Source organism: Pseudomonas sp. StFLB209, from assembly GCF_000829415.1.
Lineage (GTDB): Bacteria > Pseudomonadota > Gammaproteobacteria > Pseudomonadales > Pseudomonadaceae > Aquipseudomonas.
Genome location: NZ_AP014637.1, coordinates 3,532,431 through 3,556,603, shown reverse-complemented (window position 1 = coordinate 3,556,603; position 24,173 = coordinate 3,532,431). Strand labels below are relative to the sequence as shown.

The window sequence follows — 24,173 nt, the reverse complement described above, 5'->3', positions numbered from 1 at the left end:
CCGAATCGACGCCTACCCTCGGCCTGCGCCAAAGTCGCGATTCGCGTCGTCTGCGCCATCTTGGTTCGAGAGCAAAAGCAAAGCTACAGCAGAGCAAGATCACGAGCCAAGCATGGACAGCGAGCTCCTGCTTGGGGCTGTCGCTGCGAACTTTCCTACGATTCTTGACACCAATAGACGACACCGGTCTTTTTGCCGTTCCCTGGCGGATACGGCACACTGTCGCCCCGGCCGCCCATGCCTTCCTTGTTAGCAGACTCCGTATGACCCGATCTCCGTTGCACCGCCTTGTCTTCGGTGCCTTGCGCCGTGTGTTGTTTCTCTGGGTTCGTTCGGAGACGATCAATCAGTCGTCGCTGAAGCTGGATCTGGATCGCAGCAAGCCGGTGTTTTATGCCTTGCAGTCGCCAGCGCTGAGTGATCTGGCAGTGGTGGATCGGGAGTGCACCAAGGTGGGCCTGCCGCGTCCGGTACTGGAAGTCGCGGTCAATGGTCAGCTAGAGCCAGCCGGGTTCTTCTATCTGACCCCGGAGCCAGACTGGCTGGGGCGCCATGACAAACGCGGGGCGCCACCGGTGCTGGAGCGGTTGCTCAATACGCTCAATGAGTATCCGGGCGAGGATGCGCAGATCATTCCGGTGAGTGTGTTCTGGGGACAGTCGCCCGACCATGAGTCCAGCGCCTGGAAGTTGCTGTTCGCTGACAGCTGGGCGGTGACCGGGCGGTTGCGGCGGCTGGTGACCATTCTGATTCTGGGCCGCAAGACCCGTGTGCAGTTTTCCGCGCCCATTCACTTGCGCGACCTGCTGGCGCAGAACAAGGGACCGGCCCTGACCTTGCGCATGACCCAGCGGCTGCTGCGGGTGCATTTTCGCAATGTGCGCAGTTCGGTTATCGGCCCGGACGTTTCGCACCGACGCAATCTGGTCAAGGACCTGATCAGAGCACCGTTGGTGGTGCAAGCGATCAAGGAAGCCGCCGAACGCGACAACCTGCCTGAAGCCAAGGTCCGTGAGCAGGCGCTGGGCTATGCCAACGAGATCGCCTCGGACTACACCTATACCGTCATCCGCTTCATGGAAGTGCTGCTCAGCTGGTTCTGGAACAAGATCTACGACGGTATCAAGGTCAATCACATCGAGAACGTGCAAAAGGTCGCACCAGGGCATGAGGTGGTCTACGTGCCGTGCCACCGCAGCCACATCGACTACCTGCTGCTCTCCTATTTGTTGTTCCGCAATGGCCTGACCCCGCCGCACATCGCCGCCGGGATCAACCTCAACATGCCGGTGGTCGGTAACCTGCTGCGCCGTGGCGGGGCGTTTTTCATGCGCCGCAGCTTCAAAGGCAATCCGCTCTACAGCACGGTATTCAACGAATACCTCAACACCCTGTGCAGCAAAGGCTTCCCGGTCGAATACTTTGTCGAAGGCGGCCGCTCGCGCACCGGGCGCATGCTGCAACCCAAGACCGGCATGCTGGCCATCACCTTGCGCAGCTTTTTGCGTAATCCACGCATGCCGCTGGTCTTCGTGCCGGTCTATATCGGTTATGAACGGGTACTCGAAGGCCGTACCTATCTGGGTGAATTGCGCGGCAAGACCAAAAAGAAAGAATCGGTGTTCGATCTGTTCAAGGTCTTCGGCGCGCTGAAAAAACGCTTCGGCGAGGTGGCGGTCAACTTTGGCGAACCGATCCGCCTGGCTGAATTTCTTGACCAGCAACAACCAGACTGGCGTCAGCAGTCGGTCGGCCCGCACGATCGCCCGCAATGGCTGAGCACGACCACTAACCAGCTGGCCGAGCGCGTGGCGCAACGGATCAACGAGGCGGCCGCCATCAACCCGGTCAATCTGGTGGCCCTGGCCTTGCTGTCCACGCCGCGCCTGGCACTGGGTGACCAGGCGCTGGAGCGCACCCTGGATCTGTTCCTGACGCTACTGCGCCAGGTGCCTTACTCCGCGCACACCACGCTGCCGGACGGTGACGGCAAGGCGCTGATCGAGCATGTGAAAAGCATGGAACTGCTGGCCGAGCAAAAGGACGCGCTGGGGCGCATCTATTATCTGGACGAGCAGAACGCGGTGTTGATGACCTACTACCGCAACAATGTCCTGCATATCTTTGCCCTGCCCTCGCTGCTGGCCTGCTTCTTCCAGAGCTGGTCACGGATGAGCCGCGAGTTGATCCTGCGCTACACCCGTGCCCTGTACCCTTATCTGCAGTCGGAGCTGTTCATCCGTTGGTCGCTGGCCGAACTGGACGAAGTCATCGAACAGTGGCTGGCAGCGTTTGTCGAGCAAGGTCTGTTGCGCCTGGAAAATGACGTGTACCTGCGCCCCGAGCCCAGCTCGCGGGAGTTCGTGCAACTGACTGTGCTGTCACGCGCCATTGCCCAGACCCTGCAGCGCTTCTATATGGCTGTCGCGCTGCTGCTGGATAACGGCCAGCACGCGCTGAGCGCAGAAGAACTGGAAGACTTGTGCACAGTCATGGCACAGCGCCTGTCGATCCTGCATGGCCTCAATGCGCCGGAGTTCTTCGACAAAAGCCTGTTCCGCCACTTCATCCAGACCCTGCTCGACCAGGGCGTATTGCGCAAAGACGTCAATGGCAAACTCAGCTACCACCCGCAGCTTGGCGAGATGGCCGAAGGCGCCGCCAAGCGGGTACTGACCGCAGAAATCCGCCTGTCGATTCACCAGGTCACGTTGCAGGGCGCAGACGACGAAGCACCTGCAGCTGGCTAGTGTTATGTTCAACCCGCCTGCTCCGGGCAGGCGGTTTCTCAAGGAGCCCCGGCATGAAAGCCATCCCCCTTATCGCCCTGACAGCACTACTGAGTGCTTGCTCGGCCATGCACAAACCCGGCACCGCCAGCCTTGAAGGCGAGGTGTTCTACCTGCAACGCAGTGCCCTGCCGCCTGCCGCGACGCTGAGTGTCAGCCTGCAAGACGTGTCACGCGCCGACGCACCAGCGACCACGCTGGCCCAGTACAACACGCCCATCAACACTCAGGTACCACTGCCTTTTCATCTGCAATACGATCCTGCACAGGTGACGCCCGGCCACAGCTACGCCGTCAGCGCGCGCATAGAGGCCGACGGGCGCCTGTTGTTCATCAGCACTGAACGGCACAGCGTGAACCTGGATGGCAGTGACCGGCAGCCGCTGCGCATCCGGGTCAATCCGGCACTTCCCTGATACTCTTGCAGCACTTGCTCCATTCAAGATGTTTCAACCGGAAAAGGATCCTGCCATGTTTCGCCCCTCGTTCACTTTCGCTGGCCTGTGTGCAGGCCTGTTGCTCTCGGCTAATGTTTTCGCCCTGTCGCTGAGCGATCTGTCGCAATCGGACGCCAGCGGCGGACTCAAGGATGCCCTGACCCAGGGTGCGCAGATCGCGGTCAAGCAACTGGGCACACCGGGCGGTTTCAGCAATAACCAGGACGTGCGCATTGAACTGCCGGGCAATCTGGGCAAGGTCGCCAAGAAGATGCGCCAATTCGGTATGGGCGCTGAGGTCGATCAACTCGAAACCAGCATGAACCAGGCCGCCGAGGCCGCGGTGCCACAGGCTCAGGCGTTGCTGGTCGATGCGGTGAAGAAGATGACCGTGGCTGATGCCAAGGCGATTCTCAGCGGCGGCCAGGATTCGGCTACCCAATACCTGGACAAAACCAGTCGTGAGGCGATTCGCGCCAAGTTCCTGCCGATCGTCAAGCAGGCCACCGACAAGGTTGGCGTGGCGCAGAAATACAACGCTTTCGCTGGCCAGGCTGCCGCGCTGGGCGTGCTGGACGCGAAGAACGCCAACGTCGAAAACTATGTGGCCGAGCAGGCGCTCAATGGTTTGTTCGAGATGATTGCCAAGCAGGAGCAGAGCATCCGCGCCAACCCGGCCGCTGCCGCGACCAGCCTGGCGAAGAAGGTATTTGGCGCGTTGTGATCTCGCGGCTCCCGTAGGACCGGCTTTAGCCGGGAAAGCATCGACTCTTTCCCCGACCAAAGCGGATCGTCGCCCGGCCGGTCCTACTCCGGCTTTTTCACCCTGAACCACGCCGCATACAAGGCCGGCAAGAACAGCAGGGTCAGGGCCGTGGCGACGATCAGGCCACCCATGATTGCCACCGCCATCGGGCCGAAGAACAGGCTGCGTGACAGCGGGATCATCGCCAGCACTGCGGCCAGCGCGGTGAGTACGATGGGGCGGAAGCGCCTCACCGTGGCGTCGATGATCGCGTGCCAGCTGTCTTGCCCGGAGCCGATGTCCTGTTCGATCTGATCGACCAATATCACCGAGTTGCGCATGATCATTCCCGACAGGGCGATGGTGCCGAGCATGGCCACAAAGCCGAACGGCTGGTTGAACACCAACAGAAACAGGGTCACGCCTATCAGCCCCAGTGGCGCGGTGATGAACACCATGAACATCCGCGAAAAGCTGCGCAGCTGGATCATCAACAGGGTCAGCACCACCACGATGAACAACGGCACCCCGGCATTGACCGAGCTCTGGCCACGCTCGGAATCCTCCACCGTACCGCCGACCTCCAGCAGATAGCCATCGGGCAGTTCGGCACGCACCTGGGCAAGGCTCGGCAGAATCTCCTTGACCAGGCTAGCCGGCTGCTGTGGACCGTAGATGTCAGCGCGCACCGTGACGTTCGGCAGGCGGTTGCGATGCCAGATGACGCCTTCTTCGAAGCCGTATTCGAGGGTCGCGATCTGCGCCAGAGCGATGCTTGTGCCGTTGCTGGTCGGCACGGCCAGGCTCGACAGGTCCTGCAACCGCTCACGCTCACTGCGGGTGCCGCGCATGACGATATCGATCAACTGATCGTCTTCACGAAACTGGCTGACGCTGGAGCCGGTCAGCGACGACTGGAGGAATTTCGCCACGTCGCCGCTGCTCACTCCCAGTGCCCGGGCGCGGTCCTGGTCGATGTTCAAATGCACCACCTTGCTGGGCTCTTCCCAGTCCAGGTGGACGTTGGCCACGTGCGGATTCTCGCGCACTTTGGCCTGGACCTTACGCGCCAGCGCCCGAACCTCGTCGATGTGTTCGCCGGTAATCCGGAACTGCACCGGGTAGCCGACCGGCGGGCCGTTCTCCAGCCGGGTCACTCGTGAGCGCAAGGTCGGGAACTGCTCATTAAGGGCGCTGATCAGCCAACTGCGCAATTGCTCACGGTCTTCGATGGTCTTGGCCAGTACCACAAACTGGGCAAAGCTCGCTGCGGGCAGTTGCTGGTCCAACGGCAGGTAGAAACGCGGTGAACCGGTGCCGACATAGGCCACATAATTTTCGATACCGGGATGATCCTTGAGCAGTGCCTCCAGGCGTTTGACCTGTTCGGTGGTATTGCTCAGCGACGCGCCTTCGGCCAGCTTCAGGTCAACCATCAACTCAAGACGTCCGGACGCCGGGAAGAACTGCTGCGGCACGAAGCGGAACATCACCAGCGCCAGTACAAACAGCGCCACGGTGGCAACAATCACCGTCTTGCGGCGCCGCACGCACCATTCGATCACCACCCGTACCCGCTGGTACATCGGCGTCGCGTAGGGGTCAGGCTCAACCCCGCTGCCATGCCGCAGCGCGTGCTTTTTCGCCAGGTCCGGCAGCAGTTTTTCACCCAGCCATGGGACGAACATCACCGCCGCCACCCACGAGGCCAGCAAGGCGATGGTCACGACCTGGAAGATCGAGCGGGTGTACTCACCGGTGCTCGATTGTGCAGTGGCGATGGGCAGAAAGCCTGCTGCCGTAATCAAGGTGCCGGTGAGCATCGGGAACGCGGTGCTGGTCCAGGCAAAGCTGGCCGCCTTGAGCCGGTCGTAGCCTTGCTCCATCTTGATCGCCATCATTTCCACGGCAATGATCGCGTCGTCCACCAGCAACCCCAGCGCCAGTACCAGCGCGCCCAGCGAAATCTTGTGCAGGCCGATGCCCAGATAGAACATGCAGGCAAAGGTCATTGCCAGCACCAACGGGATGGCCAGCGCCACCACCATGCCAGTGCGTACGCCCAATGAGAAAAAGCTCACCAGCAGGACGATGATCAACGCCTCGGCCAGCACCTGAACGAACTCGCCCACGCCGGTGCGCACCGCCGCCGGTTGATCAGACACCTTGCGCAGTTCCATGCCGGCCGGCAGGTTGGCTTGCAAGCGGGCAAACTCGGCTTGCAGCGCTTTGCCCAGCACCAGGATATCGCCGCCACCTTTCATTGCCACGGCCACGCCAATCGCGTCCTGATCCATGAAGCGCATGCCTGGCGCCGGAGGATCGTTGAAACCACGCGTCACCTCGGCCAGGTCACTGATACGCAAGGTTCGACCCTCGACGCGGATCGGGAAGTCACGAATCTCATCGACCGATACAAAGCGCCCGCTGACCCGCAGGTGAATACGCTCCTGTGAGGTTTCGAAGAAGCTCGACGAGGCCACTACGTTCTGCGCTTCCAGCGCCTGCTGGACAGCCTGCAATGGAACCCCCAGGGTCGCCAGTTTGACGTTGGACAGCTCGATCCAGATTTTCTCGTCCTGCACGCCGATCAGTTCGACCTTGCCGACATCCTTGACCCGCTGCAGGCGAATCTGGATGCGCTCGGCATAATCCTTGAGCACCGCGTAGTCAAAGCCCTGGCCGGTCAGCGCGTAGATATTGCCGAACGTGGTGCCGAACTCGTCATCGAAGAATGGCCCCTGCACCCCGGCCGGCAGGGTGTGCCGGATATCGCCGACCTTCTTGCGCACCTGGTACCACAGCTCGGGCAGGAACGCCGAAAAAAGCGAATCGCGGGCCATGAAGATCACCGTGGACTCACCGGGCCGGGAGAACGAGGTCATGCGTTCGTACTCGCCGGTTTCCATCAGCTTTTTCTCGACCCGGTCGGTGACCTGACGCGCCACTTCCTCGGCGCTGGCACCCGGCCACAGGGTACGAACCACCATGACCTTGAAGGTGAACGGCGGGTCTTCGCTCTGCCCCAGCTTGCTATAAGACAACGCACCGACCACGGCCAGCACGATCATCAGGTACAGCACCACCTGGCGATGCCGCAGCGCCCATTCGGAAAGGTTGAAGTGCATCGCGGGTTACTCCTTGCCAGCCAGGTCGACCACCCGGTTACTGCGATCCACCGGGCGGATTCGCTCACCTTCGCGCAGCACATGTACGCCAGCGGCCACCACCCAATCGGTGGCGCGCAGCCCTTCGAGCACCGGCACGGTTTCCTGGCCCCATGGCCCAAGCTGCACGGCAACACGTTTGAGGGTGCTGTCGGCCTCAACCCGCCAGACATAGCTGGCGCCCTGCTCGGCACTGACCGCTGACAACGGCACCGCCAACGCGACTGCATGCTCGTTGGCGACATAGACCCGCGCGCTCTGGCCCAGCTCGACCGGCACCTGACCGGCCTCGAAAGCAATGCGGGCAGCGAAGGTGCGCGAACGCGGATCGGCGGCTGGCGAGAGCTCGCGAACCCGCCCCGGCAGACGCCGGTCACGTTGGGTCCACAGTTCAACCGTAACCGGCTGACCGATCTTGAAACGGGCAAAATTCTGCTCCGGCAGGCTGATACTCACCTCCCGCTCACCATCGGCGGCCAGGGTGAAGACTGTCTGCCCGGCAGCGACCACCTGGCCAACTTCCACGCTACGCCTGGCAATCACGCCCTCTTGCGGCGCCCTCAATACGGTGTAGTCGGCCTGGTTATCGGCCACGGTAAGTTCCGCGCGTTGCTGCTTGAGGCGCGCCTCACCAGAGCGATAGAGGTTTTCGGCATTGTCGTATTGCGACTGGCTGACCATCTGCTTGCCCAGCAGGGTTTTGTAGCGGTCGCGCTCGGCGCGCACCAGTTGCAGGTTGGCCTCGGCCGCTGCCACTTGAGCACGCATCGCCTCGCGTTGCAGGCGTACATCCTGAGCATCGAGCTCAGCCAGCGGCTGGTTGGCCTTGACCCGCTGCCCCTCCTCGACCAGGCGGCGACTGACCTTGCCGCCGATTCTGAAGGCCAGCTCCGGCTCGAACCTGGCACGGACCTCACCGGGGTAGCTGTCCATGGAACGTGACGCAGGGAGGGGTTGCACCACCAGAGCCGGACGGACGGTAACTGGCGCAGCTGCTTCCTGACCACAAGCGGTCAGTAGCGTTACCAAGCCGATAGCGAGGATCGGAGACAGGATATGACGCGGCATGATGTAGGCGGATTCTTCCGTGAGTGTGGGCTTGGAATATTTGTACCGGCGAGTATATTAAAAAATACAAAACTCACCAGTACATTATTAGACCCAAAAATGCCTGATTTACCGTCCACACCTGGCCCTGGCCGTCCCAAGGATCTGGAAAAGCGCCGTGCCATCCTTGAGGCCGCGAAAAACCTGTTCATCCGGCATGGCTACACCGGCACCAGCATGGACAGCATCGCCAGCGAAGCCGGGGTGTCCAAGCTCACCGTCTATAGCCATTTCACTGACAAAGAAACCTTGTTCATCGAGGCGGTGACCGCTTGCTGCGAAGAGCTGTTGCCTGATCCGTATTTCGAATTCAACGACAACTTGCCCGTGGCAGACATGCTGCTGACGATTGCCCGGGCCTTCGAGCACTTGATCAATAGCCCCGAATCCCTGCAATTGCACCGCTTGATGGCCACATTGGGGATTCAGGACCCGGTCCTGTCGCAGACCTTTTTCAAGGCGGGCCCGCAACGGGTGCTCGACGGCATGCAGCGTTTCATGATCCGTGCCGATCAGAGCGGGCAGTTGCAGATCCCGTCGCCGCACAGCGCGGCGGGGCACTTTCTCAGTCTGATCAAGGGCATCGACCACTTTCGCCTGCTGGTGGGCTGTTGCGCCGAGCGCGACCCGGCCAGTGTCGAGGCCCACGTGCAGGAGGTGGTGAAGCTGTTCGTCAGGGCTTATGCAAAACCGTAGCGACCGGGCGGCGCTACGCTTTAGCCGCGAAAGCCTTACCGTGTTTCGCTGCTAAAGCAGCTCCTACAAGCATCTCCTACAAATGCAAGCCTCAGGGTTTTAGCGCTTTCTTCGGATAGATGTCGTACCGGCTGGACTTGCCCTCCAGGGTATAGCCCGGCTTGGCACCTTCGATAGGCGGGGCCTTGCGCGGGCGTTTGACCACCACCCGATGGCTGGCCAGCGCCAGAGCGGCATGCAGCAGCGCCGGGGCATCGAGGTCGTCACCGACCAGCGGGCGGAACAGGCGCATTTCCTTTTTCACCAGCGCGCTCTTGTCGCGGTGCGGAAACATCGGGTCCAGGTAGATAACCTGCGGCGGCTCGCCCTGCCAGTTGCGAATCAGCTCGATGGAATTACCGCTCAGCAATTGCATGCGGCGCAGGATGTCGCCCACCTCGGCGTCTTGCCGGCCACGGGCCAGACCGTCTTCGAGCAGTGCGGCGATGATCGGCTGACGCTCGATCAACTGCATTTCACAGCCCAGAGTAGCAAGTACGAAAGCGTCCTTGCCCAGCCCCGCCGTGGCATCCAGCACCCGTGGCCGCACACCGGGTTGCAGGCCCACCGCCTTGGCAATCATCTGCCCGCTGCCACCGCCGAACAAGCGTCGGTGCGCTGCCGCACCGTCGACGAAATCCACCCGCACCGCACCGGGCGCATCCTTGCCCAGTTGCTGCAACTGCAGGCCGTCGGCGCTGATCTGCAAGGCAAAGTCGGCCTGTTCGGCCTGCAACGCCAAACCGAGACGCTGCGCCCAGTAATGGGCTTGTTCCTGCCCGGCCGGGTCCAGGGCTTCGACCCGGATCACGCTGCCACCTGACTGCTCGCTCATGGCTTTACACACTCGAAAAATAAATTAATGATCGGCCAAAGCGGCCGATAACTTCGGTATCAGGCATTTTGCCAGAGCCAGAGTCAGTACTGATCGCCATGTCAGATAATGTTCAATCAATCGGGTACTTGTCGCACAGTGGCGACTTCAGTCTGCGCAACAACCGGGTCCTGGGGGATGTAACCCAGCTCTGGTCAGATGCGTTTGCCCGAGCAATGGCCGAACAGTCTGGCGATGACAAGGCGGTCACTACAACCGCTTTCCCTGAAATTCTGGATCAAAGCACCGGTGAGCCGATTGCTGGCGCCCAAACCCTGAGCAAAATCGTTGAACAGCGCGCCTGCCCGGTGACTGACACTCAAGTGCGTCCTCCTGAGCCGCTGTTTCTGCCGATTGCCGAATTTGAACTGGATCTGCTGCCACCGGCTGCCGAACCATTCAGTGCCATGGAACTGATCGAGCAGCAGCGTAACCTGGAGTTCGATACCGAGTGGGTTCGCCCGACGGTGTTCCATGCGTACGATGACAGTGGCAAGTCGCCAAGCGCCGCCCCACGACCTCGCCCGCTGCATTTGCCGATCGCCGAGCTGGAATGGGATCTGGCCGAGAAGCCGGCCGAGCCTTACGACCAAGCAACCCTGGTCAGTCAGCAGCGTGCACTGGACTTCGACAATGGCTGGGCACGGCCCCTGATTCTGCAAAACCTGCGTCAGGTCGCCTGACCTTCCCTGCTGCTCGCTTCGCGACCAAGCCCGCTCCGGCGCTAAGCCAAGTACTCTGGACAGCGAACTACGGCTATGAATCTGGCCGCCTGATCAGCCGATTGATTATGCTGCTCAGGCCACGCCTTAGTTCCCGCCGTTCGGAGCCCCCCCCCATGTCTTTACGCGCCTTGCGCACGCTGGTCGCCATTGCCCAACACGGCTCCTTTGCCAGGGCCGCCGAGGCGGTGCATCTGACCCAGTCGGCAGTCAGCCTGCATGTACGCGGCCTGGAAGAGGAATTCAATGCGCCGCTGTTCGACCGTGCGCGGCGTTTGCCGGTACTGACCGAAGCCGGCCATCTGGCGGTGGAGCGTGCCCGGGAAATCCTGGCCCTCTACGACAGCATCGCCGCCGAACTGGGTGATGGCAGCGAATTACGCGGGCGGCTGCGCATAGGCGCGATCCAGACCGCGCTGGCCGGTGTGCTGCCAGCAGCGCTGGCGGCGATGGGCGCCAGTCATCCGCACTTGCGGGTCAACGTCTCATCGGGGATGTCGGCCGAACTGGCGGGGCTGATCGACGCCGGTGATCTGGACGCCGCCATTACCACCGAGCCGGTCAAGCCTTACCCGCATGGCCTGGTCAGCACCACATTGTTCGAGGAGGGCTTCTGGATCATTGCCCCACCCTCAGCGCCAAGCCGCGATGCCAAACGCCTGTTGCAGAGTTATCCGTTTATCCGCTTCGACCGCCGCGCCTGGGCCGGGCGCACCATCGAACGCGAACTGCGTCGCCAGCGTTTGCGGGTCCAGACCAGCATGGAGCTGGACAGCCAGGACGCGATCATCCGCATGGTCGCCAAGGGTTTGGGAGTTGCCGTGATTCCGATCTCGGCGCATAACCTCACAGTCTTCGCTGAGCTGGTGTGCCTGCCGTTCGGCGAGCCGCAACGGATGCGCCGTGTGGTACTGCTGGAACGCGAAGACCGCCCCGCCGGACGTCTGGCGGTGGCGCTGGCAGAGGCGGTGCGGGCACAGGCCATCGATCGGTCATTCGCAGGGCAGCCCAACCCATGAGAATTACTTGAGAAAGCCTCAAGTTAATATCGATTTTTCTTGCCTTTGGCTGCCGTTATCGTGACTCGACTCTCTGTGTTGAGGCACGCCATGACCACCGCCCTGATTCTGGCCCTGTTGCCCATCGCCTTACTGATTGCTCTGGGCGCCTGGCTGCGCCATCGGCAGTTTCTCAGCGAGGCCTTCTGGCCGCAGGCTGAACGCCTGGGCTATTACCTGCTGCTGCCGTCGCTGTTCCTGCACAGCCTGGCGACGGCACAACTCGATGAGGTGCCGGTACGCGAGATGGTCAGCGTTCTGGTGCTGTCAACGGTCGGGGTCGCCGTCGCGTTCGTCACGTTGCGCGGGCTGTTCAAGGTCGATGATGCAGCCTTCACCTCGCTGTTTCAGGGCAGTATCCGCTTCAATAACTATGTGGGAGTGTCGGCGGCGGCCGGCTTGTTCGGGAGCCACGGTATCGCCCTGGCAGCGGTGGCCAACGCGACCATCGTACCGACTGTGAATATTCTCTGCGTGCTGGTGTTTGCCCGCTACGGCAGTGCCGGACGGTTGTCGCTCAAGGCCACACTCAGGCAACTGGCGCTCAATCCGCTGGTGCTGGCGTGCTTTCTCGGTATTTTCCTGCAGTGGGCTGAAGTCCCCCTGGTCGCAGGACTTGAGCCCGCACTCAAGGCGCTGGGCCAGGCTTCATTGCCGCTGGGACTGTTGTGTGTGGGGGCGGCGTTGAATTTCTCGACCGCGGGCAGTTGGCTGAAGCCAGTGGGCATGTCGTCACTGTCAAAATTCCTGGTGATGCCAGGGGTGACGCTGCTGGCCTGCCATGCACTGGGCTTGCGCGGTGAGGCGGCAATCGCAGCGATTATGTTCCAGAGCCTGCCGACCGCTTCGTCGTCTTACATCATGGCCCGGCAACTGGGTGGCGATGCACCGTTGATGGCCGGGATCATTGCGATGCAGACGGTGATTGCCGCAGTGGCGTTGCCGGTGGTGATGATTGGCTTGTCGGGCTGGATCTGATTTCTCGTGTCATGCCCGGGCGTTGATCCTGCCCGACCGCCACCACCAGCCTTGCTGCATACCGGCGGCGGCCAACAGGATCGCAGCCACGCCAAGCCATTGCTGCCAATCGAGGCGATGATCGAAAGCCAGCCAGTCGACGAAGATCGCCGCCACCGGGTAGATGAACGACAAAGCACCGGTCAACGCGGCCGGCAGCTTCTGGATCGCGCCGTAGAGCAGCACATACATCACCCCGGTGTGCACCACCCCCAAAGTCAGCAGCGCCGCCCAGCCGCTGCTCGACGCGTGCAGGCTGTGACCTTCGACCAGCGGCGCCAACAGCACAATGCCGGTGCCCACCTGAATCAGCGCCAGCAGGTGCGGCGGTGTGCCTTTGAGTCGTTTGATAATCAGCGCGGCGATGGCGTATAGCAGTGCCGCGCCCAGCGCCAGCGCCACACCGACCAGGTATTGGTCAGCGGACTGCTGCGCAGCGCCGTGGGCGCTGACCAGCGCCAGCATGCCGGCGAAGGCGACGCCCAGCCAGGTCAGCTTCTGCACGGTGATCTGCTCTGCGAGAAACACGCCGGCCAGCAGCACCAGCATGAACGGCTGCAGGTTGTAAACTGCGGTGGCAATCGAAATGGAGGCTTTGGAATAGGCCGCGAACAGCAGCAGCCAGTTACCGACGATGGCCACGCCACTGAACATCGCCAGCGCCACGATGCTGCGGCTCAGCAGGTCACGGCGCAGGTAACCCAGCCAGGCACAGATCGCCAGCAACGTCAGCGCGCCGATCACGCAGCGCCAGAACACCACCTCCAGCACCGGTACGCCAGACACCAGCACAAACCAGCCGATGGTGCCGCTGATCAGCATGGCACCGGTCATTTCCCACGAACCGCGACGTATCAGGTTGTCCATTGTCAGGCTCCTCGAATGAGCCATGAGTATGGCAAGCTGCATCCTGCTCTCACTATGGCAAGAACATGGTTGAAAGCCGCATTTACCTTTACTAATTAGGCAAAAATCCAAAAACACCTTACGAGGACGCCATGACTGATCTGATCGACCAACAACTGATCGCCGCCCTGATGGACGATTCGCGGCTCTCGCTCAAGACCCTGGCCGGCATCACCGGGCTGTCATCGCCCAGTGTCGGCGAACGCTTGCGCCGCCTCGAAGAACGCGGCGTGCTCAAAGGCTATACCGTGGAAATCGACCCGACACATTTTGGTTACCTGCTGCAGGCCATTGTGCGTATTCGCCCGCTGCCCGGTCAGTTGCAAGAGGTCGAACGGCAGATCAAGGCCATCCCGGAGTTCACCGAGTGCGACAAAGTGACCGGCGAAGACTGCTTCATCGCCCGTATGCATGTGCGCAGCATGGACCAGCTCGACAGCTTGCTCGACAGACTCAACCTGTACGCCGAAACCAACACCGCCATCGTTAAGAAAACCCCGATAAAACGCCGCCTGCCGCCGCTGCATGAGTGATATGGGCCCTGGACGACCACCCCAGGGCAAGTGCTGAACTACAGGTTGACATCCTCCCCGGCCTGAAGGCCGGAGATTCCTACGGCGCTCAGGCGCGGCACCGAGCCGCCCCCGAGTCGCTTCGGTGGGTTCCTGCTGCTGGCGCCATGACCTCTGCGCTCACTTCACAGGCTAACCGGGCGTGTCCCGCCCTTAGTACATTGATCGCGCCGACCACATCGGCGTTGCCTTCGAAACCACATCCCACACACCTGAACAGCGCTTGCGTCTGGCGGTTGGCCGCCGACACATGGCCGCAACACGGGCACCTGCGGCTGGTATTTTGCGGCGGCACGGCAATCAGCCAGCCGCCGCGCCACGCCAGCTTGTAGTCCAGCTGGCGGCGGAACTCGAACCAGCCCTGATCGAGGATGGCCCTGTTCAGGCCAGATTTGGCCCGGACGTTTCTTCCCGGTGCCTCGGCCGTACCTGCCGCCGACCTGGACATATTGCGTACCTGCAAGTCCTCGATACACACCATCGCGTGGTTTTGGCTGATCGTGGTCGAGCACTTGTGCAGGTAGTCGCGGCGGGCATTGCCGATGCGCGAGTGAATGCGCTGGACGCAGGCTTTCGCCTTCTTCCAGTTGCGGCTGAATTGGACCTTGCGGCTCATCGCCTGCTGCGCTTTGCACAGCGCGGTTTCATGGCGTTTGAAGCTGTTCAGGGGTGCGTAGAACGAGCCATCCGAAAGCGTGGCGAACCGGGCAATGCCCATGTCGATGCCAACTGCCGCCCCCTGTGCCGTGGGCTGCTCATCGATCTCGCGTTCGGTCTGGATGCTCACGAACCACTTGCCACACGACTGGCTCACGGTGATGTTCTTCACCGTGCCAGGCACCTCGCGGCTGTTGCGGTAGCGCAGCCAGCCCAGCTTGGGCAGAAACAGGCGACTGTTGGTCTGGTCGAGCTTGATCTGTTTCGGGTCGGGATAGCGGAAACTGTCGCGCTGTCCCTTCTTCTTGAACCGGGGAAAGTCGGCTCGCTTGGCGAAGAAGTTGGTGTAGGCCCGGTCCAGATCCTTGAGGCTCTGTTGCAATGGGTGAACAGGCGCATCGGCCAGCCATGCGGTTTGCGGGCTATTGCGCCATTCGGTCAGCAACTTGCACAGGCCCGCATAGCCGAGCTTGTTCTCGCCTTGCTCGTGGCGCTCCTTCTGCAACGCCAGCGCCTTGTTGAAGACGAAGCGACAGGAGCCCGCAAAGCGGCGCATTTGCCGCTCCTGCTGGCCGTCTGGCATGAGTTCGTACTTGAAGGCTTGAAGTCGTTGCATGCTGCTCTTGAGCCATGAGCAATGAAGACGACATTAGGCGCGGACGGCACGGTGTTTTCAAGCTGCATGACCATGGGGTCTTTGTAACGAAAGATCGCCGTATAAGGGCATCTGTGTCGCCATGTTACTTCGCATCATCCTGTGGCGGTGCGTCCATCGAACAGCAGCAGACACCCCATTGCAACCAGGGACGGCTACGCCGTCCGCGCTATCCTTCCCCGCCCTGAACGGCGGGGCTTGTCGCGCCTCGATGGTCAGGACAATGCGGGAAAGCAGTCGTGATTGGCCTCGACTGACAGGCATTCACCCCTAACAGGCGTGTTAATGCGTTACCCGCGTCACCAGGTAATTGACCAGCTCCGGGTCGTCGTCCAGTTCGATGGCCCTGGCCGGGCGCGGCAGATCCTCCAGCACCTTGTTCCAGAACGCATTGGCCGCATCGTCCTGCTGGGAGTAGCGCACCAGCCAGTTCTCGTGACCGCTCATCAGCACCTGGCCCATCAGTGCCCGACCGATTCCGCGACGCCGGTACTTCTTGAGGATGAACAGGTCGGCCAACTCCAGTGCATCGATACCCGGCAACTCGCTTCGCTCCACCAGCATGAACCCCGCCACCTCGCCATCGATCAGCAACACGCTGGCGCTCCAGTCAGGCTCCTGCCAGTAGCGCACCAGATGCTCTTCATGAATGTAGTAACGGCCATCGAGCTCGACGTCCTGTTGCTCCCAGTCGGAAGACTCGTAGGCATAGAACTGGTACAGGTTGCGGATCAGATCAATCTGGTCAGGGGCGGTGGGGATCAGCTCGACGGTGAGGTCGCTCATCAACGGACCTTAATGTAATGAAGATAAAGAAGGCACAGCATGCCGATTGGCGCGGCCATGAAATCAGGGCCGCTATTGTTAACAAAATATGGCCGATAGCAACCCTGTCATCGCGCGGCCTCCAGGACTTCGCGCAGCGCGTCAATGCAGCGCAGCGCGGTATCGCTCATCGAACTGCGCCCGGCCATCGCCGCCACTACGGCAACAGGCATGGCCGGCTCGAACGGCAGTACCGCCAGGCCTTGGCGCGGCGTGCCGGCCAGGGAAAACTCGTCGACGATGGTCATCCCCTGGCCTTGACGAACCAGGTTGATGGCCAGGCTGTAGCGGTTGGTCTCCAGCGACGACACCGGCCGTTCACGAAAGCCCGGAACGGCACTGGCCATCATTGCCACCAGGCGCGGGTCGGTGGTGATGTAGATGACCTCACGCGGGTCCAGGTCAGCCCAGTTGACCGCCGCCCGCCCGGCCAGCGGATGCCCGTCCTGCATCACACAGACCATGCGCCCGGCGCATACCAGCCCGGCCGGTGGCGCCTGCTCGTCCAGCGGCTGGATGAGAAACCCCAGATCGTACTGACGACGCGCGATGGCGTCCTCGATCTCGTTGTTGAGGTACATGTCTAACACCAGCCCATGATCGGGAAAGGCCTGGCGCAGCTTGGGCGCGATCAGCGGCAACACGTTGATCGCCAGCGCCGGGGTGGCACAGACACGCAACTGCCCCACCCGGTAGCGCTTGACGTTATCGACAAACCGCTCGAAGCGGGCAATGCCCTCCTGCATACGCAGCGCCTCGTCGAACATCTGGCGGGCCTCGGCGGTGGCTTTCATCTTGCCGCCGCTGCGCTCGAACAGGGTGAAACCCAGCTGCTGCTCGGTGAGTGCCAGGCTTTTGCTTACCGAGGGTTGAGACATCCCCAGGGCCTGCGCGGTGGCGGTCACCGAACCGAGCTGCACCACCCGGACGAACACCTCAAGCTGCTTATTGCTCATCGCCATAACGGAATAAACTTATGCTAAATATGAATTTCAATACATGAACTATAGTTCATAGACTGGATTTCTTTATAGCCTACAGGGAATGTCATGAAGCCGTTCATTACTCGTTTGACCACCTTGGTAACGTTGCTGGGCACCTTTGTCGGTGCAAGCCTGGGCAACGTTCAAGCCGCTCAGCCTGCCGATGCTCTGGGCGGTCATCTGTTGCGCGTCGGTGCGGTCAATGCCGCGCCCTGGTATCAGAAGGATCTGTTGAGCAACCAGTGGACCGGTCTGGTGCCAGATATCGTCCAGGCCGTACTCGAAGGTACCGATGTGCAGGTCGAGTACGTTGACACACAATGGGGCACCGCGGTGGCCGGCCTGCAATCGAATCGCTTCGACCTGCTGGGCGGTTTCAACAATACCCCCGAACGAGCCAAGGCCGTGGACTTCACCCGGCCGATGGGTGCCCACAAGATTGGCGTGCTGACCCTGGAAAAAGACGCCAGCCGCTATGCCACCTGGGACAAGATCAACACCTCCGCCATCAAGCTGTCGGCCATCGATGGCTCGGCTGCCGCGAACCTGCTGCAACCGAAGCTGACCCACACTCAATGGGTGATCGTGCCCAACAATGATGCCCTGCAACTGGAAGTGGAAAGCGGCCGCGCCGACGCGATGCTGACCAACGATGTGCAGATGGCGTTGTACATCACCAAGCGCGGCCAAGGCACCATGGTCATCCCGTCGCCGGTGCAGGAGCAACCGACCAACATGGGCCTGCGCAAGGACCGTGAGCAACTGCGTGCCTGGCTGGACCAGCGTCTGGAAACCCTGGAAAAAGACGGCACTCTGGCGCGTATCTGGGCCAAACACGTGCCGGTGCCTCAGTGAGCAACGCCCCCCTGCTGCGCGTCAACGCACTGGGCAAGGCCTTTCATGGCCGTCCGGTGCTGCATGAGGTGTCATTCGAACTGGCCGCCGGCGAAGTGCTGGGCATGATCGGCTCCAGCGGCTCGGGCAAGTCGACGCTGCTGCGCTGCCTGAACCGGCTGGAGCGCCCGGACAGCGGCCAGGTGTGGCTCGACGGCGAGGAAATCGGCGTTCACGGGCCACAGCGGCGTCCGGTCCCGACTCGCGTGCTGGCCCGCCAACGTGCTGCCATGGCCATGGTTTTTCAGCATTTCAACCTGTGGCCGCACCGCACGGTGCTGGAAAACGTCACCGAAGCGCCGCGTATCGTGCGTGGCGTGCCCCGCGAGCAAGCCATCGAAGAGGGGCTGGCAGCCCTGCGGCGGATGGGCCTGGAGCACAAGGCAGACGCCTACCCGGTGACCCTCTCCGGCGGTCAGCAGCAACGGGTGTCGATTGCCAGGGCGCTGGTCATGAAACCGCGGCTGATCCTGTTCGACGAGCCCACCTCGGCGCTGGACCCGGAACTGGTTGGCGAAGTGCTGGCCGTGATGACCGACCTGGCCCAAAGCGGCACCACCATGATCGTGGTGACCCACGAAATGAACTTTGCCCTGCAGGTTTGCCATCGCATCCTGCTGCTCGACCAGGGCCGTATCATTGATGAAGGCTCACCGCAGGCGCTGCTGGCCCGGCCTGCCTCGGCGCCGGTGCGACGCTTTCTCGGTGCGCAACCCGTGGTGCAGGAGCGCCCCGAAAAATGATCGACTATCAGTGGGACTTCAGCGTCCTGTTCACCTATCGGGAACTGCTGCTGGGCGGCATTCTCACCACGCTGCGCATCCTTGCCGTGTCACTGACCCTGGGCATTGGCCTCGGCGTGCTGCTGGCGCTGCTGCGCGGCGCCCAGGCCCGGGTGCTGCGCCTGCCGGCCCAGGCGGTGATCGAAACCGTCCGCGCGGTGCCACCGCTGGTGCTGGTGGTGTGGGCTTATTACTGCCTGCCAATTCTGGTGGGCCTGAAGCTGTCGGGCTACTGGACCTGCGCCCTGGCGCTGGGCTTGTACACCAGCGTGTTCTTCGCCGAGATCTTCCGCTCCGGGCTGCAAGCAGTAGACCCTGGGCACATCGAAGCGGGCCTGGCCAACGGCATGACACCGTTGCAGGTGCTCTGGCGCGTCAGTGCGCCGATTGCCTTTTTGCGCATCCTGCCGGCCTTCGTCGGGCAGTGCGTGATGGCCGTGAAAAACTCGGTACTGGGCAGCTACATCGCCGTGGGCGAGTTGCTGTACGAAGGACAACGGTTAAGCACCGCAACCTTCCGACCGCTGGAAACCCTGACCTTCGTTGCGCTGTTTTTCATTATTACCATCCTGCCGTTGTCGCTGCTGGCCAGCCGTATCGAACGACGTGTGCAGGCCCGATACTTCAAGCGTTGACCTCTCATGACCCTGACGACAACCCTGGCGCGCTTCGCCTGCCAATTGCAACTGAGCGACGTGCCGCCCACCCTGGTTACCAAGCTCAAACTCCACGTGCTCGATGCCCTGGGCTGCGGCTGGGCGGCCAGCGGCACCGGGCTGGGTGACCAGGCCCGGGCGCTGGCGCGGGCCAGCGGCGGCCTGGGCCAGTGTCAGGTATTTGCCGGCAGCAGTGACTACAGCCCGGCGGCGGCAGCCTTTGCCAACGCCTTTATCATCAACGCCCTTGACCATGACGACGGCGTGGAAATCGACGGCAAAGGCATGGGGCATCCGGGCTCCAGCCTGGTAGCCGCCGCCATGGCCGCGCTGGACAGCCATCCGGGGGCGATCAGCGAAGCCGACCTGCTGGCCGCCCTGGCAGCGGGTTTCGAGATCAACAATCGCCTGATCAACGCCCTGCAACCGAGCGCCGAAAGCTTCGCCAAGGCCTACGGCGTGGCCCAGCACCAGGCCATTGGCGCCGCGGTGGTCTACGCCCGCGCCTGCGGCTTCGATGAACAGCAGATGCACCATACCCTGGGCTTCGCCGCCACCCTGGCCTGCGTGCCGAGCCTGCACAAATACAACTGGCAACAGCGGCCTATCGTCACCCTCAAGGATGGCGTGGCCCCGGCCGCCCAGGCCGGGGTGCAGGCCGCGCTGATGGCTCGCGCCGGGCTGGCCGGCAGCCAGGATGTACTGGACGGGCCGCAAGGCTACTGGCGCATGATCGGCTCCGACCGCTTTGCCGAACGGGACCTGATCGAAGGCCTGGGGTGCGACTGGTATCTGCGCTTCGGCAGCTTCAAGCGCTACCCGGCCTGCCGCTGGTTGGCCACCGCACTGGAGTGTGCACAGCAATTGATTCGCACCAGCGGCTGGGCGCCAGAAGACATTGCGCAGATTAATGTGCGCACCTTTGCACGCCTGTGCGACGACTTCATGGTCTACGCGCCGGCCAGCGCCACCGACGCGCAGTTCAGCCTGCCCTACACATTGGCGGCCACCCTGATGCAGTTGCCGGCAACCGACTGGTACAGCGAAGCGAACCTGCATTCGTCAGAACTGCGGGCCCTGGCGGCGAAAGTCCACGCCGACGTCGACCCGGAACTCGATGCCCGCTGGCTCAGTGCAGATCGTCAACCGGGTGCGCAGGTGACTCTGGTTCACAGCAATGGCGAGACGATACAGGCCGCCCAGGCGACGCCCTATGGCAGCGAGAAACGGCCCATGGCGGATATGGAAGTGATCGCCAAGGCGCAGGCCAACCTGCTGGGGCGGGTCCGCGAGCCTGAGCGGTTTATTCGTAACCTGCTGGCAAGCGGAAGTGATGCGAACTATCCGGCCGGAAGTGGCCAATGGATGGGCTGCACCGAGACATAACCGCCTGCAACAGCGTCAGGCCTGCGCCTGCCTGCGCAGCATCTCGACAATCACCTGATACAACTCATCCACCGCCTGCTGCTCGCTGATCTCGCCTTCCACCGCCACAGCCGCAAGCGAATCAGCCGCCCCCAACATCGCCCACAAGGCCGCCTGCGACAACCCTGCCGCTCCGGTGAAAGGCGCCAGCACCCGTCGGCACTTTTCGATGTAGCTTTTCTGGCAGGCCTTTCTCAGGGTGGCGAGCTCCGGCGAGCCGCTGAGCGCGGCCAGCACTTCGGGAATCTCGCGGCCTTCGGTGAGTACGCAGGCGATATAACTGGCCGCAATGACCTGTGCCTTGCCCTGCAGGGTTGGCTCACCGGCCGCGATGGCCTCATCGATGATGTGGTTCTGACGGCTTTCAAAATCCTGGTACAGCGCCGCCAGCAAGCCGTTACGGGTGCCGAAGTGTTCGTACACCGTGGGCTTGGTGATGCCCGCCGCTTCCGCCAGGCGCCCCAGAGTCAGGGCATCGGTGCCCTCCTCGCTGACCAGTTGCCAGGCCACCTGCAGCAACTGCACGAAGCGGTCTTGCCGGGTCATGCGCGTGCGCGGGCGGGGCGTGCTGTGCTGGCTTGGCTCTGGCTGAGTCGACATGTCTGGCCTTTGCTTATCGAATGCGCCCGCATACTGCCGCACCTGCCCGGCTCAGGCAAATACCCGACGGCCGATGCCTTGTGCTATCTGCAAGTGCGCCTCGGGAAAACTCCCTTCGGCGGGCAGCAGCAACTCCGAGGTACGCACCGACGCGCCGACATAATCGAAAATGCCATGGTCGATCTGGGTACGCATCGCGCCAAAGTAACCGTGACGGGCAAACGTGCGCAGGTTCGCCCCGCCAATCGCCAGCAGATGCACATTCAGATCACCGAGTTTTTTGTCCAGGCCACCATCGGCCCGCTCCTCATACGCCCAGCCATTGGTGAACACCCGGTCGATCCAGCCCTTGAGCAACGCAGGGAACGACCACCAATAGATCGGATAGACCAGCACCAGCGCGCCAGCGCGTTCGATACGCTGCTGTTCAAACCGGACATCGTCAGGCACCTGGGCCTGATTGCGGAACTTCGCCAGGTCTGGCGCGCCGAAGCGTGGGTCAAAGCCCTGCTCACTCAGGTCGGCGACCTCAAGGGTGTGGCCCGAATCGGTGATGCCTTTTGCGACTTCAGCCGTCACCGCGTGGGTGAACGACTGCTGATCGGCATGGGCGACGACAATCAATGCATGCATGGAATGGCTCCTGAAACCCGTTGATTACGCGTCGCTGGCCGCAACGCACTAAATACCAAAGGTAGGATACTTTTGGTATTTAGTAAGCTCGGCACGCATCAACGGCTTGAACCCGACCTGTCAGATCCTGCCTTTTTTCCGATCACGCCTGCCATCTGTCATCCGTGGATGTTCTAATCGCCGGTTCATTCACCAAGAGTGCCCTGTCGTCGCAATGGATACCAAATCACTCATGCTCCGTGCTCAAGAGCTATGGAGCCTGCTGGAAAAGCACCCATGGGTACAAGCCGGCCTCGGCCTGCTGCTGCTGGTGGTCGCAGCGCTGATACTGGGTCGCCTGGCACGCTTTGTGGTGCTGCATACGGTCAAGGCCCTGGGCCGCCAGCACTCGCTGCAGTGGCTCAACGATCTACGTCACAACAAGGTCTTTCACCGGCTGGCGCAGATGACCCCGTCGCTGGTCATCCAGTTCGGCCTGAATCTGGTGCCGGAGCTGAGCACTGCCGGCAAGAACGTGCTGGGCAACATTGCCATGGCGTTCACCATCCTGTTCATGACCTTCGCCATCGGCGCGCTGCTCAACGCCTTGCTGGATATCTACGCGCGCACCGTGCACGCGCGCACCCGCTCGATCAAAGGCTATGTGCAACTGGCCAAGATGATTCTCTACATCTTCGCCACGATCATCATCATCGCCACCTTGATCGACCGCTCGCCGCTGCTGCTGTTGTCGGGTCTGGGTGCAATGTCGGCGGTCATCCTGCTGGTCTACAAAGACACCCTGCTGTCGTTCGTCGCCAGCGTGCAACTGACCAGCAATGACATGCTGCGCGTCGGCGACTGGATTGAAATGCCCCAGGTCGGCGCCGATGGCGACGTGGTCGACATCACCCTGCACACGGTCAAGGTGCAGAATTTCGACAAGACCATCGTCTCGATCCCTACCTGGCGGCTGATGAGCGAGAGCTTTCGCAACTACCGGGGCATGCAGCAATCGGGCGGGCGACGCATCAAGCGCAGTCTGTTCATCGACGTCAGCGGCATCCGCTTTCTGACCGACGAAGAAGAACAGCGCCTGTCCGGCGTCAAGCTGCTCACCGAGTACATGACCCGCAAACAGGCCGAGCTCAAGGAGTGGAACCACGCGCAAGGCAACGTCGCCGCGATGGCCGCCAACCGCCGCCGCATGACCAACATCGGCACCTTCCGCGCCTACGCCCTGGCCTACCTGAAAAACCACACCGAAGTGCACCAGAACATGACCTGCATGGTCCGCCAGATGGCCGCCGACGAGCATGGCGTGCCACTGGAGATCTACTGCTTCACCACCACCACGGTGTGGGCGGAGTACGAGCGGATTCAGGGCGATATCTTTGACTATCTGTTGTCGGTGTTGCCCGAGTTTGGCCTGACGCTGTATCAACAGCCGAGCGGCGCGGACATGCGTCTGGGGCTGGCCGGGCGCGAGCCCGCGCAGGGAGGGTTGGCGTTGCCGCCGGTGAAGGAGGCGTCGCATATGGCAGAGAATGCGTAGGCTGGCTGCGCAACGATGCCCGAAATGGGCAGCGTGAGAGGTTATCAACGTGTCATTGTGTGCCGCCATCTGAAGTGTTAAAAAAATCGGCACACTCGCACAAACTGAAGACTTTCGTCGGGCGTTGAAAAAATCTGCGCCCCAGGTAAACGACAGGAAAAATTAATACGTGCCGGAGGGCAATGCAGTGCTATCACTGCTTTAAGCCTTACAAGCGGAGGCCACTGACCTGCCCTTATACTGAACCGAGTGACCGACCGATTCCCTACCGCGACTGCTGCGAGCCGACGACCGGGTGCTGTTGCTCGACGTTGACGGTGTGCAGCCGACTTTACTGGCCCTGTCGCGAGCAGACCGGTACGCCGCCCCGCCCCCTAAAAGATATCCACTAAAATCAATG

At 61.9% G+C, this 24,173-nt stretch carries 22 protein-coding genes; 13 read left to right on the top strand and 9 right to left on the bottom strand.

What is annotated here, in order from left to right; genetic code table 11:
* Nucleotides 1-263: 263 nt before the first annotated feature.
* The 3 genes from plsB to PSCI_RS15810 are packed head-to-tail and all read left to right on the top strand — an operon-like array spanning nucleotide 264 to nucleotide 3,950.
* Nucleotides 264-2,750: a glycerol-3-phosphate 1-O-acyltransferase PlsB gene (gene plsB, locus PSCI_RS15820; protein ID WP_045488640.1), complete on the top strand. Its 2,487-nt coding sequence runs from the start codon at nucleotides 264-266 to the stop codon at nucleotides 2,748-2,750.
* A gap of 53 nt (nucleotides 2,751-2,803) precedes the next feature.
* A complete protein-coding gene (locus tag PSCI_RS15815) occupies nucleotides 2,804-3,205 on the top strand; it encodes a YbaY family lipoprotein (RefSeq protein WP_045488637.1) in 402 nt (133 codons plus the stop codon).
* Nucleotides 3,206-3,260: 55 nt separating this feature from the next.
* Nucleotides 3,261-3,950 carry a DUF4197 domain-containing protein gene (locus PSCI_RS15810; protein WP_045488634.1) on the top strand — a complete coding sequence of 230 codons (690 nt, stop codon included), beginning with the start codon at nucleotides 3,261-3,263 and terminating at the stop codon, nucleotides 3,948-3,950.
* An 83-nt stretch (nucleotides 3,951-4,033) separates the two neighbouring features.
* Here PSCI_RS15810 and PSCI_RS15805 read toward each other — a convergent pair whose 3' ends face one another.
* On the bottom strand, nucleotides 4,034-7,099 hold the full coding sequence (locus tag PSCI_RS15805) for an efflux RND transporter permease subunit (RefSeq protein ID WP_045488631.1): 3,066 nt from the start codon (nucleotides 7,097-7,099) through the stop codon (nucleotides 4,034-4,036).
* Nucleotides 7,100-7,105: 6 nt separating this feature from the next.
* On the bottom strand, nucleotides 7,106-8,206 hold the full coding sequence (locus tag PSCI_RS15800) for an efflux RND transporter periplasmic adaptor subunit (RefSeq protein WP_045488629.1): 1,101 nt from the start codon (nucleotides 8,204-8,206) through the stop codon (nucleotides 7,106-7,108).
* A gap of 99 nt (nucleotides 8,207-8,305) precedes the next feature.
* Between PSCI_RS15800 and PSCI_RS15795 the strand changes: the two genes are divergently transcribed.
* Complete coding sequence (locus PSCI_RS15795) at nucleotides 8,306-8,941, top strand: TetR/AcrR family transcriptional regulator (protein ID WP_045488627.1); 636 nt, start codon at nucleotides 8,306-8,308, stop codon at nucleotides 8,939-8,941.
* Nucleotides 8,942-9,032: 91 nt separating this feature from the next.
* Here PSCI_RS15795 and PSCI_RS15790 read toward each other — a convergent pair whose 3' ends face one another.
* Nucleotides 9,033-9,815, bottom strand: a complete 783-nt coding sequence (locus tag PSCI_RS15790) for a class I SAM-dependent methyltransferase (RefSeq protein WP_045488625.1) — start codon at nucleotides 9,813-9,815, stop codon at nucleotides 9,033-9,035.
* A gap of 98 nt (nucleotides 9,816-9,913) precedes the next feature.
* Here PSCI_RS15790 and PSCI_RS15785 point away from each other — a divergent pair, with 98 nt between their 5' ends.
* The 3 genes from PSCI_RS15785 (at nucleotide 9,914) to PSCI_RS15775 (ending at nucleotide 12,612) form a co-directional block, all read left to right on the top strand.
* The gene (locus tag PSCI_RS15785; RefSeq protein WP_045488623.1) at nucleotides 9,914-10,537 is read left to right on the top strand and encodes a hypothetical protein; all 624 of its coding nucleotides are present in this window, start codon (nucleotides 9,914-9,916) and stop codon (nucleotides 10,535-10,537) included.
* Between the two features lie 155 nt (nucleotides 10,538-10,692).
* On the top strand, nucleotides 10,693-11,595 hold the full coding sequence (locus tag PSCI_RS15780; protein WP_045488621.1) for a LysR substrate-binding domain-containing protein: 903 nt from the start codon (nucleotides 10,693-10,695) through the stop codon (nucleotides 11,593-11,595).
* A gap of 90 nt (nucleotides 11,596-11,685) precedes the next feature.
* A complete protein-coding gene (locus tag PSCI_RS15775; protein ID WP_045488618.1) occupies nucleotides 11,686-12,612 on the top strand; it encodes an AEC family transporter in 927 nt (308 codons plus the stop codon).
* Between the two features lie 9 nt (nucleotides 12,613-12,621).
* On the opposite strand, the gene PSCI_RS15770 is transcribed toward PSCI_RS15775, so the two are convergent.
* Complete coding sequence (locus tag PSCI_RS15770; protein WP_045488616.1) at nucleotides 12,622-13,518, bottom strand: DMT family transporter; 897 nt, start codon at nucleotides 13,516-13,518, stop codon at nucleotides 12,622-12,624.
* Nucleotides 13,519-13,649: 131 nt separating this feature from the next.
* Here PSCI_RS15770 and PSCI_RS15765 point away from each other — a divergent pair, with 131 nt between their 5' ends.
* Nucleotides 13,650-14,090 (top strand): Lrp/AsnC family transcriptional regulator, encoded by a 441-nt coding sequence (locus PSCI_RS15765; protein ID WP_045488613.1) that lies wholly within the window; start codon nucleotides 13,650-13,652, stop codon nucleotides 14,088-14,090.
* A gap of 88 nt (nucleotides 14,091-14,178) precedes the next feature.
* Here the strand turns inward: PSCI_RS15765 and PSCI_RS15760 are convergent, their stop codons facing one another.
* The 3 genes from PSCI_RS15760 to PSCI_RS15750 all read right to left on the bottom strand — a co-directional run bounded on the left by PSCI_RS15760 (nucleotide 14,179) and on the right by PSCI_RS15750 (nucleotide 17,222).
* Complete coding sequence (locus tag PSCI_RS15760; RefSeq protein ID WP_045488610.1) at nucleotides 14,179-15,402, bottom strand: RNA-guided endonuclease InsQ/TnpB family protein; 1,224 nt, start codon at nucleotides 15,400-15,402, stop codon at nucleotides 14,179-14,181.
* 321 nt (nucleotides 15,403-15,723) lie between these two features.
* Nucleotides 15,724-16,227 carry a GNAT family N-acetyltransferase gene (locus tag PSCI_RS15755; RefSeq protein ID WP_045488607.1) on the bottom strand — a complete coding sequence of 168 codons (504 nt, stop codon included), beginning with the start codon at nucleotides 16,225-16,227 and terminating at the stop codon, nucleotides 15,724-15,726.
* Between the two features lie 107 nt (nucleotides 16,228-16,334).
* Nucleotides 16,335-17,222, bottom strand: a complete 888-nt coding sequence (locus PSCI_RS15750) for a LysR family transcriptional regulator (RefSeq protein ID WP_045494427.1) — start codon at nucleotides 17,220-17,222, stop codon at nucleotides 16,335-16,337.
* Between the two features lie 93 nt (nucleotides 17,223-17,315).
* Between PSCI_RS15750 and PSCI_RS15745 the strand changes: the two genes are divergently transcribed.
* The 4 genes from PSCI_RS15745 to PSCI_RS15730 are packed head-to-tail and all read left to right on the top strand — an operon-like array spanning nucleotide 17,316 to nucleotide 20,967.
* Complete coding sequence (locus PSCI_RS15745) at nucleotides 17,316-18,104, top strand: substrate-binding periplasmic protein (protein ID WP_045488605.1); 789 nt, start codon at nucleotides 17,316-17,318, stop codon at nucleotides 18,102-18,104.
* The gene (locus tag PSCI_RS15740; protein WP_045488602.1) at nucleotides 18,101-18,886 is read left to right on the top strand and encodes an amino acid ABC transporter ATP-binding protein; all 786 of its coding nucleotides are present in this window, start codon (nucleotides 18,101-18,103) and stop codon (nucleotides 18,884-18,886) included. Before PSCI_RS15745 ends, PSCI_RS15740 begins: the two co-directional genes overlap by 4 nt.
* Nucleotides 18,883-19,560, top strand: a complete 678-nt coding sequence (locus PSCI_RS15735; protein ID WP_197540953.1) for an amino acid ABC transporter permease — start codon at nucleotides 18,883-18,885, stop codon at nucleotides 19,558-19,560. The genes PSCI_RS15740 and PSCI_RS15735 overlap by 4 nt, the downstream gene beginning before the upstream one ends.
* A gap of 6 nt (nucleotides 19,561-19,566) precedes the next feature.
* On the top strand, nucleotides 19,567-20,967 hold the full coding sequence (locus PSCI_RS15730) for an MmgE/PrpD family protein (RefSeq protein WP_045488600.1): 1,401 nt from the start codon (nucleotides 19,567-19,569) through the stop codon (nucleotides 20,965-20,967).
* 15 nt (nucleotides 20,968-20,982) lie between these two features.
* On the opposite strand, the gene PSCI_RS15725 is transcribed toward PSCI_RS15730, so the two are convergent.
* The gene (locus PSCI_RS15725; protein ID WP_045488598.1) at nucleotides 20,983-21,606 is read right to left on the bottom strand and encodes a TetR/AcrR family transcriptional regulator; all 624 of its coding nucleotides are present in this window, start codon (nucleotides 21,604-21,606) and stop codon (nucleotides 20,983-20,985) included.
* A gap of 51 nt (nucleotides 21,607-21,657) precedes the next feature.
* On the bottom strand, nucleotides 21,658-22,239 hold the full coding sequence (locus tag PSCI_RS15720) for an NAD(P)H-dependent oxidoreductase (protein ID WP_045488596.1): 582 nt from the start codon (nucleotides 22,237-22,239) through the stop codon (nucleotides 21,658-21,660).
* 214 nt (nucleotides 22,240-22,453) lie between these two features.
* Between PSCI_RS15720 and PSCI_RS15715 the strand changes: the two genes are divergently transcribed.
* A complete protein-coding gene (locus PSCI_RS15715; protein ID WP_045488593.1) occupies nucleotides 22,454-23,773 on the top strand; it encodes a mechanosensitive ion channel family protein in 1,320 nt (439 codons plus the stop codon).
* Nucleotides 23,774-24,173 lie beyond the last annotated feature (400 nt).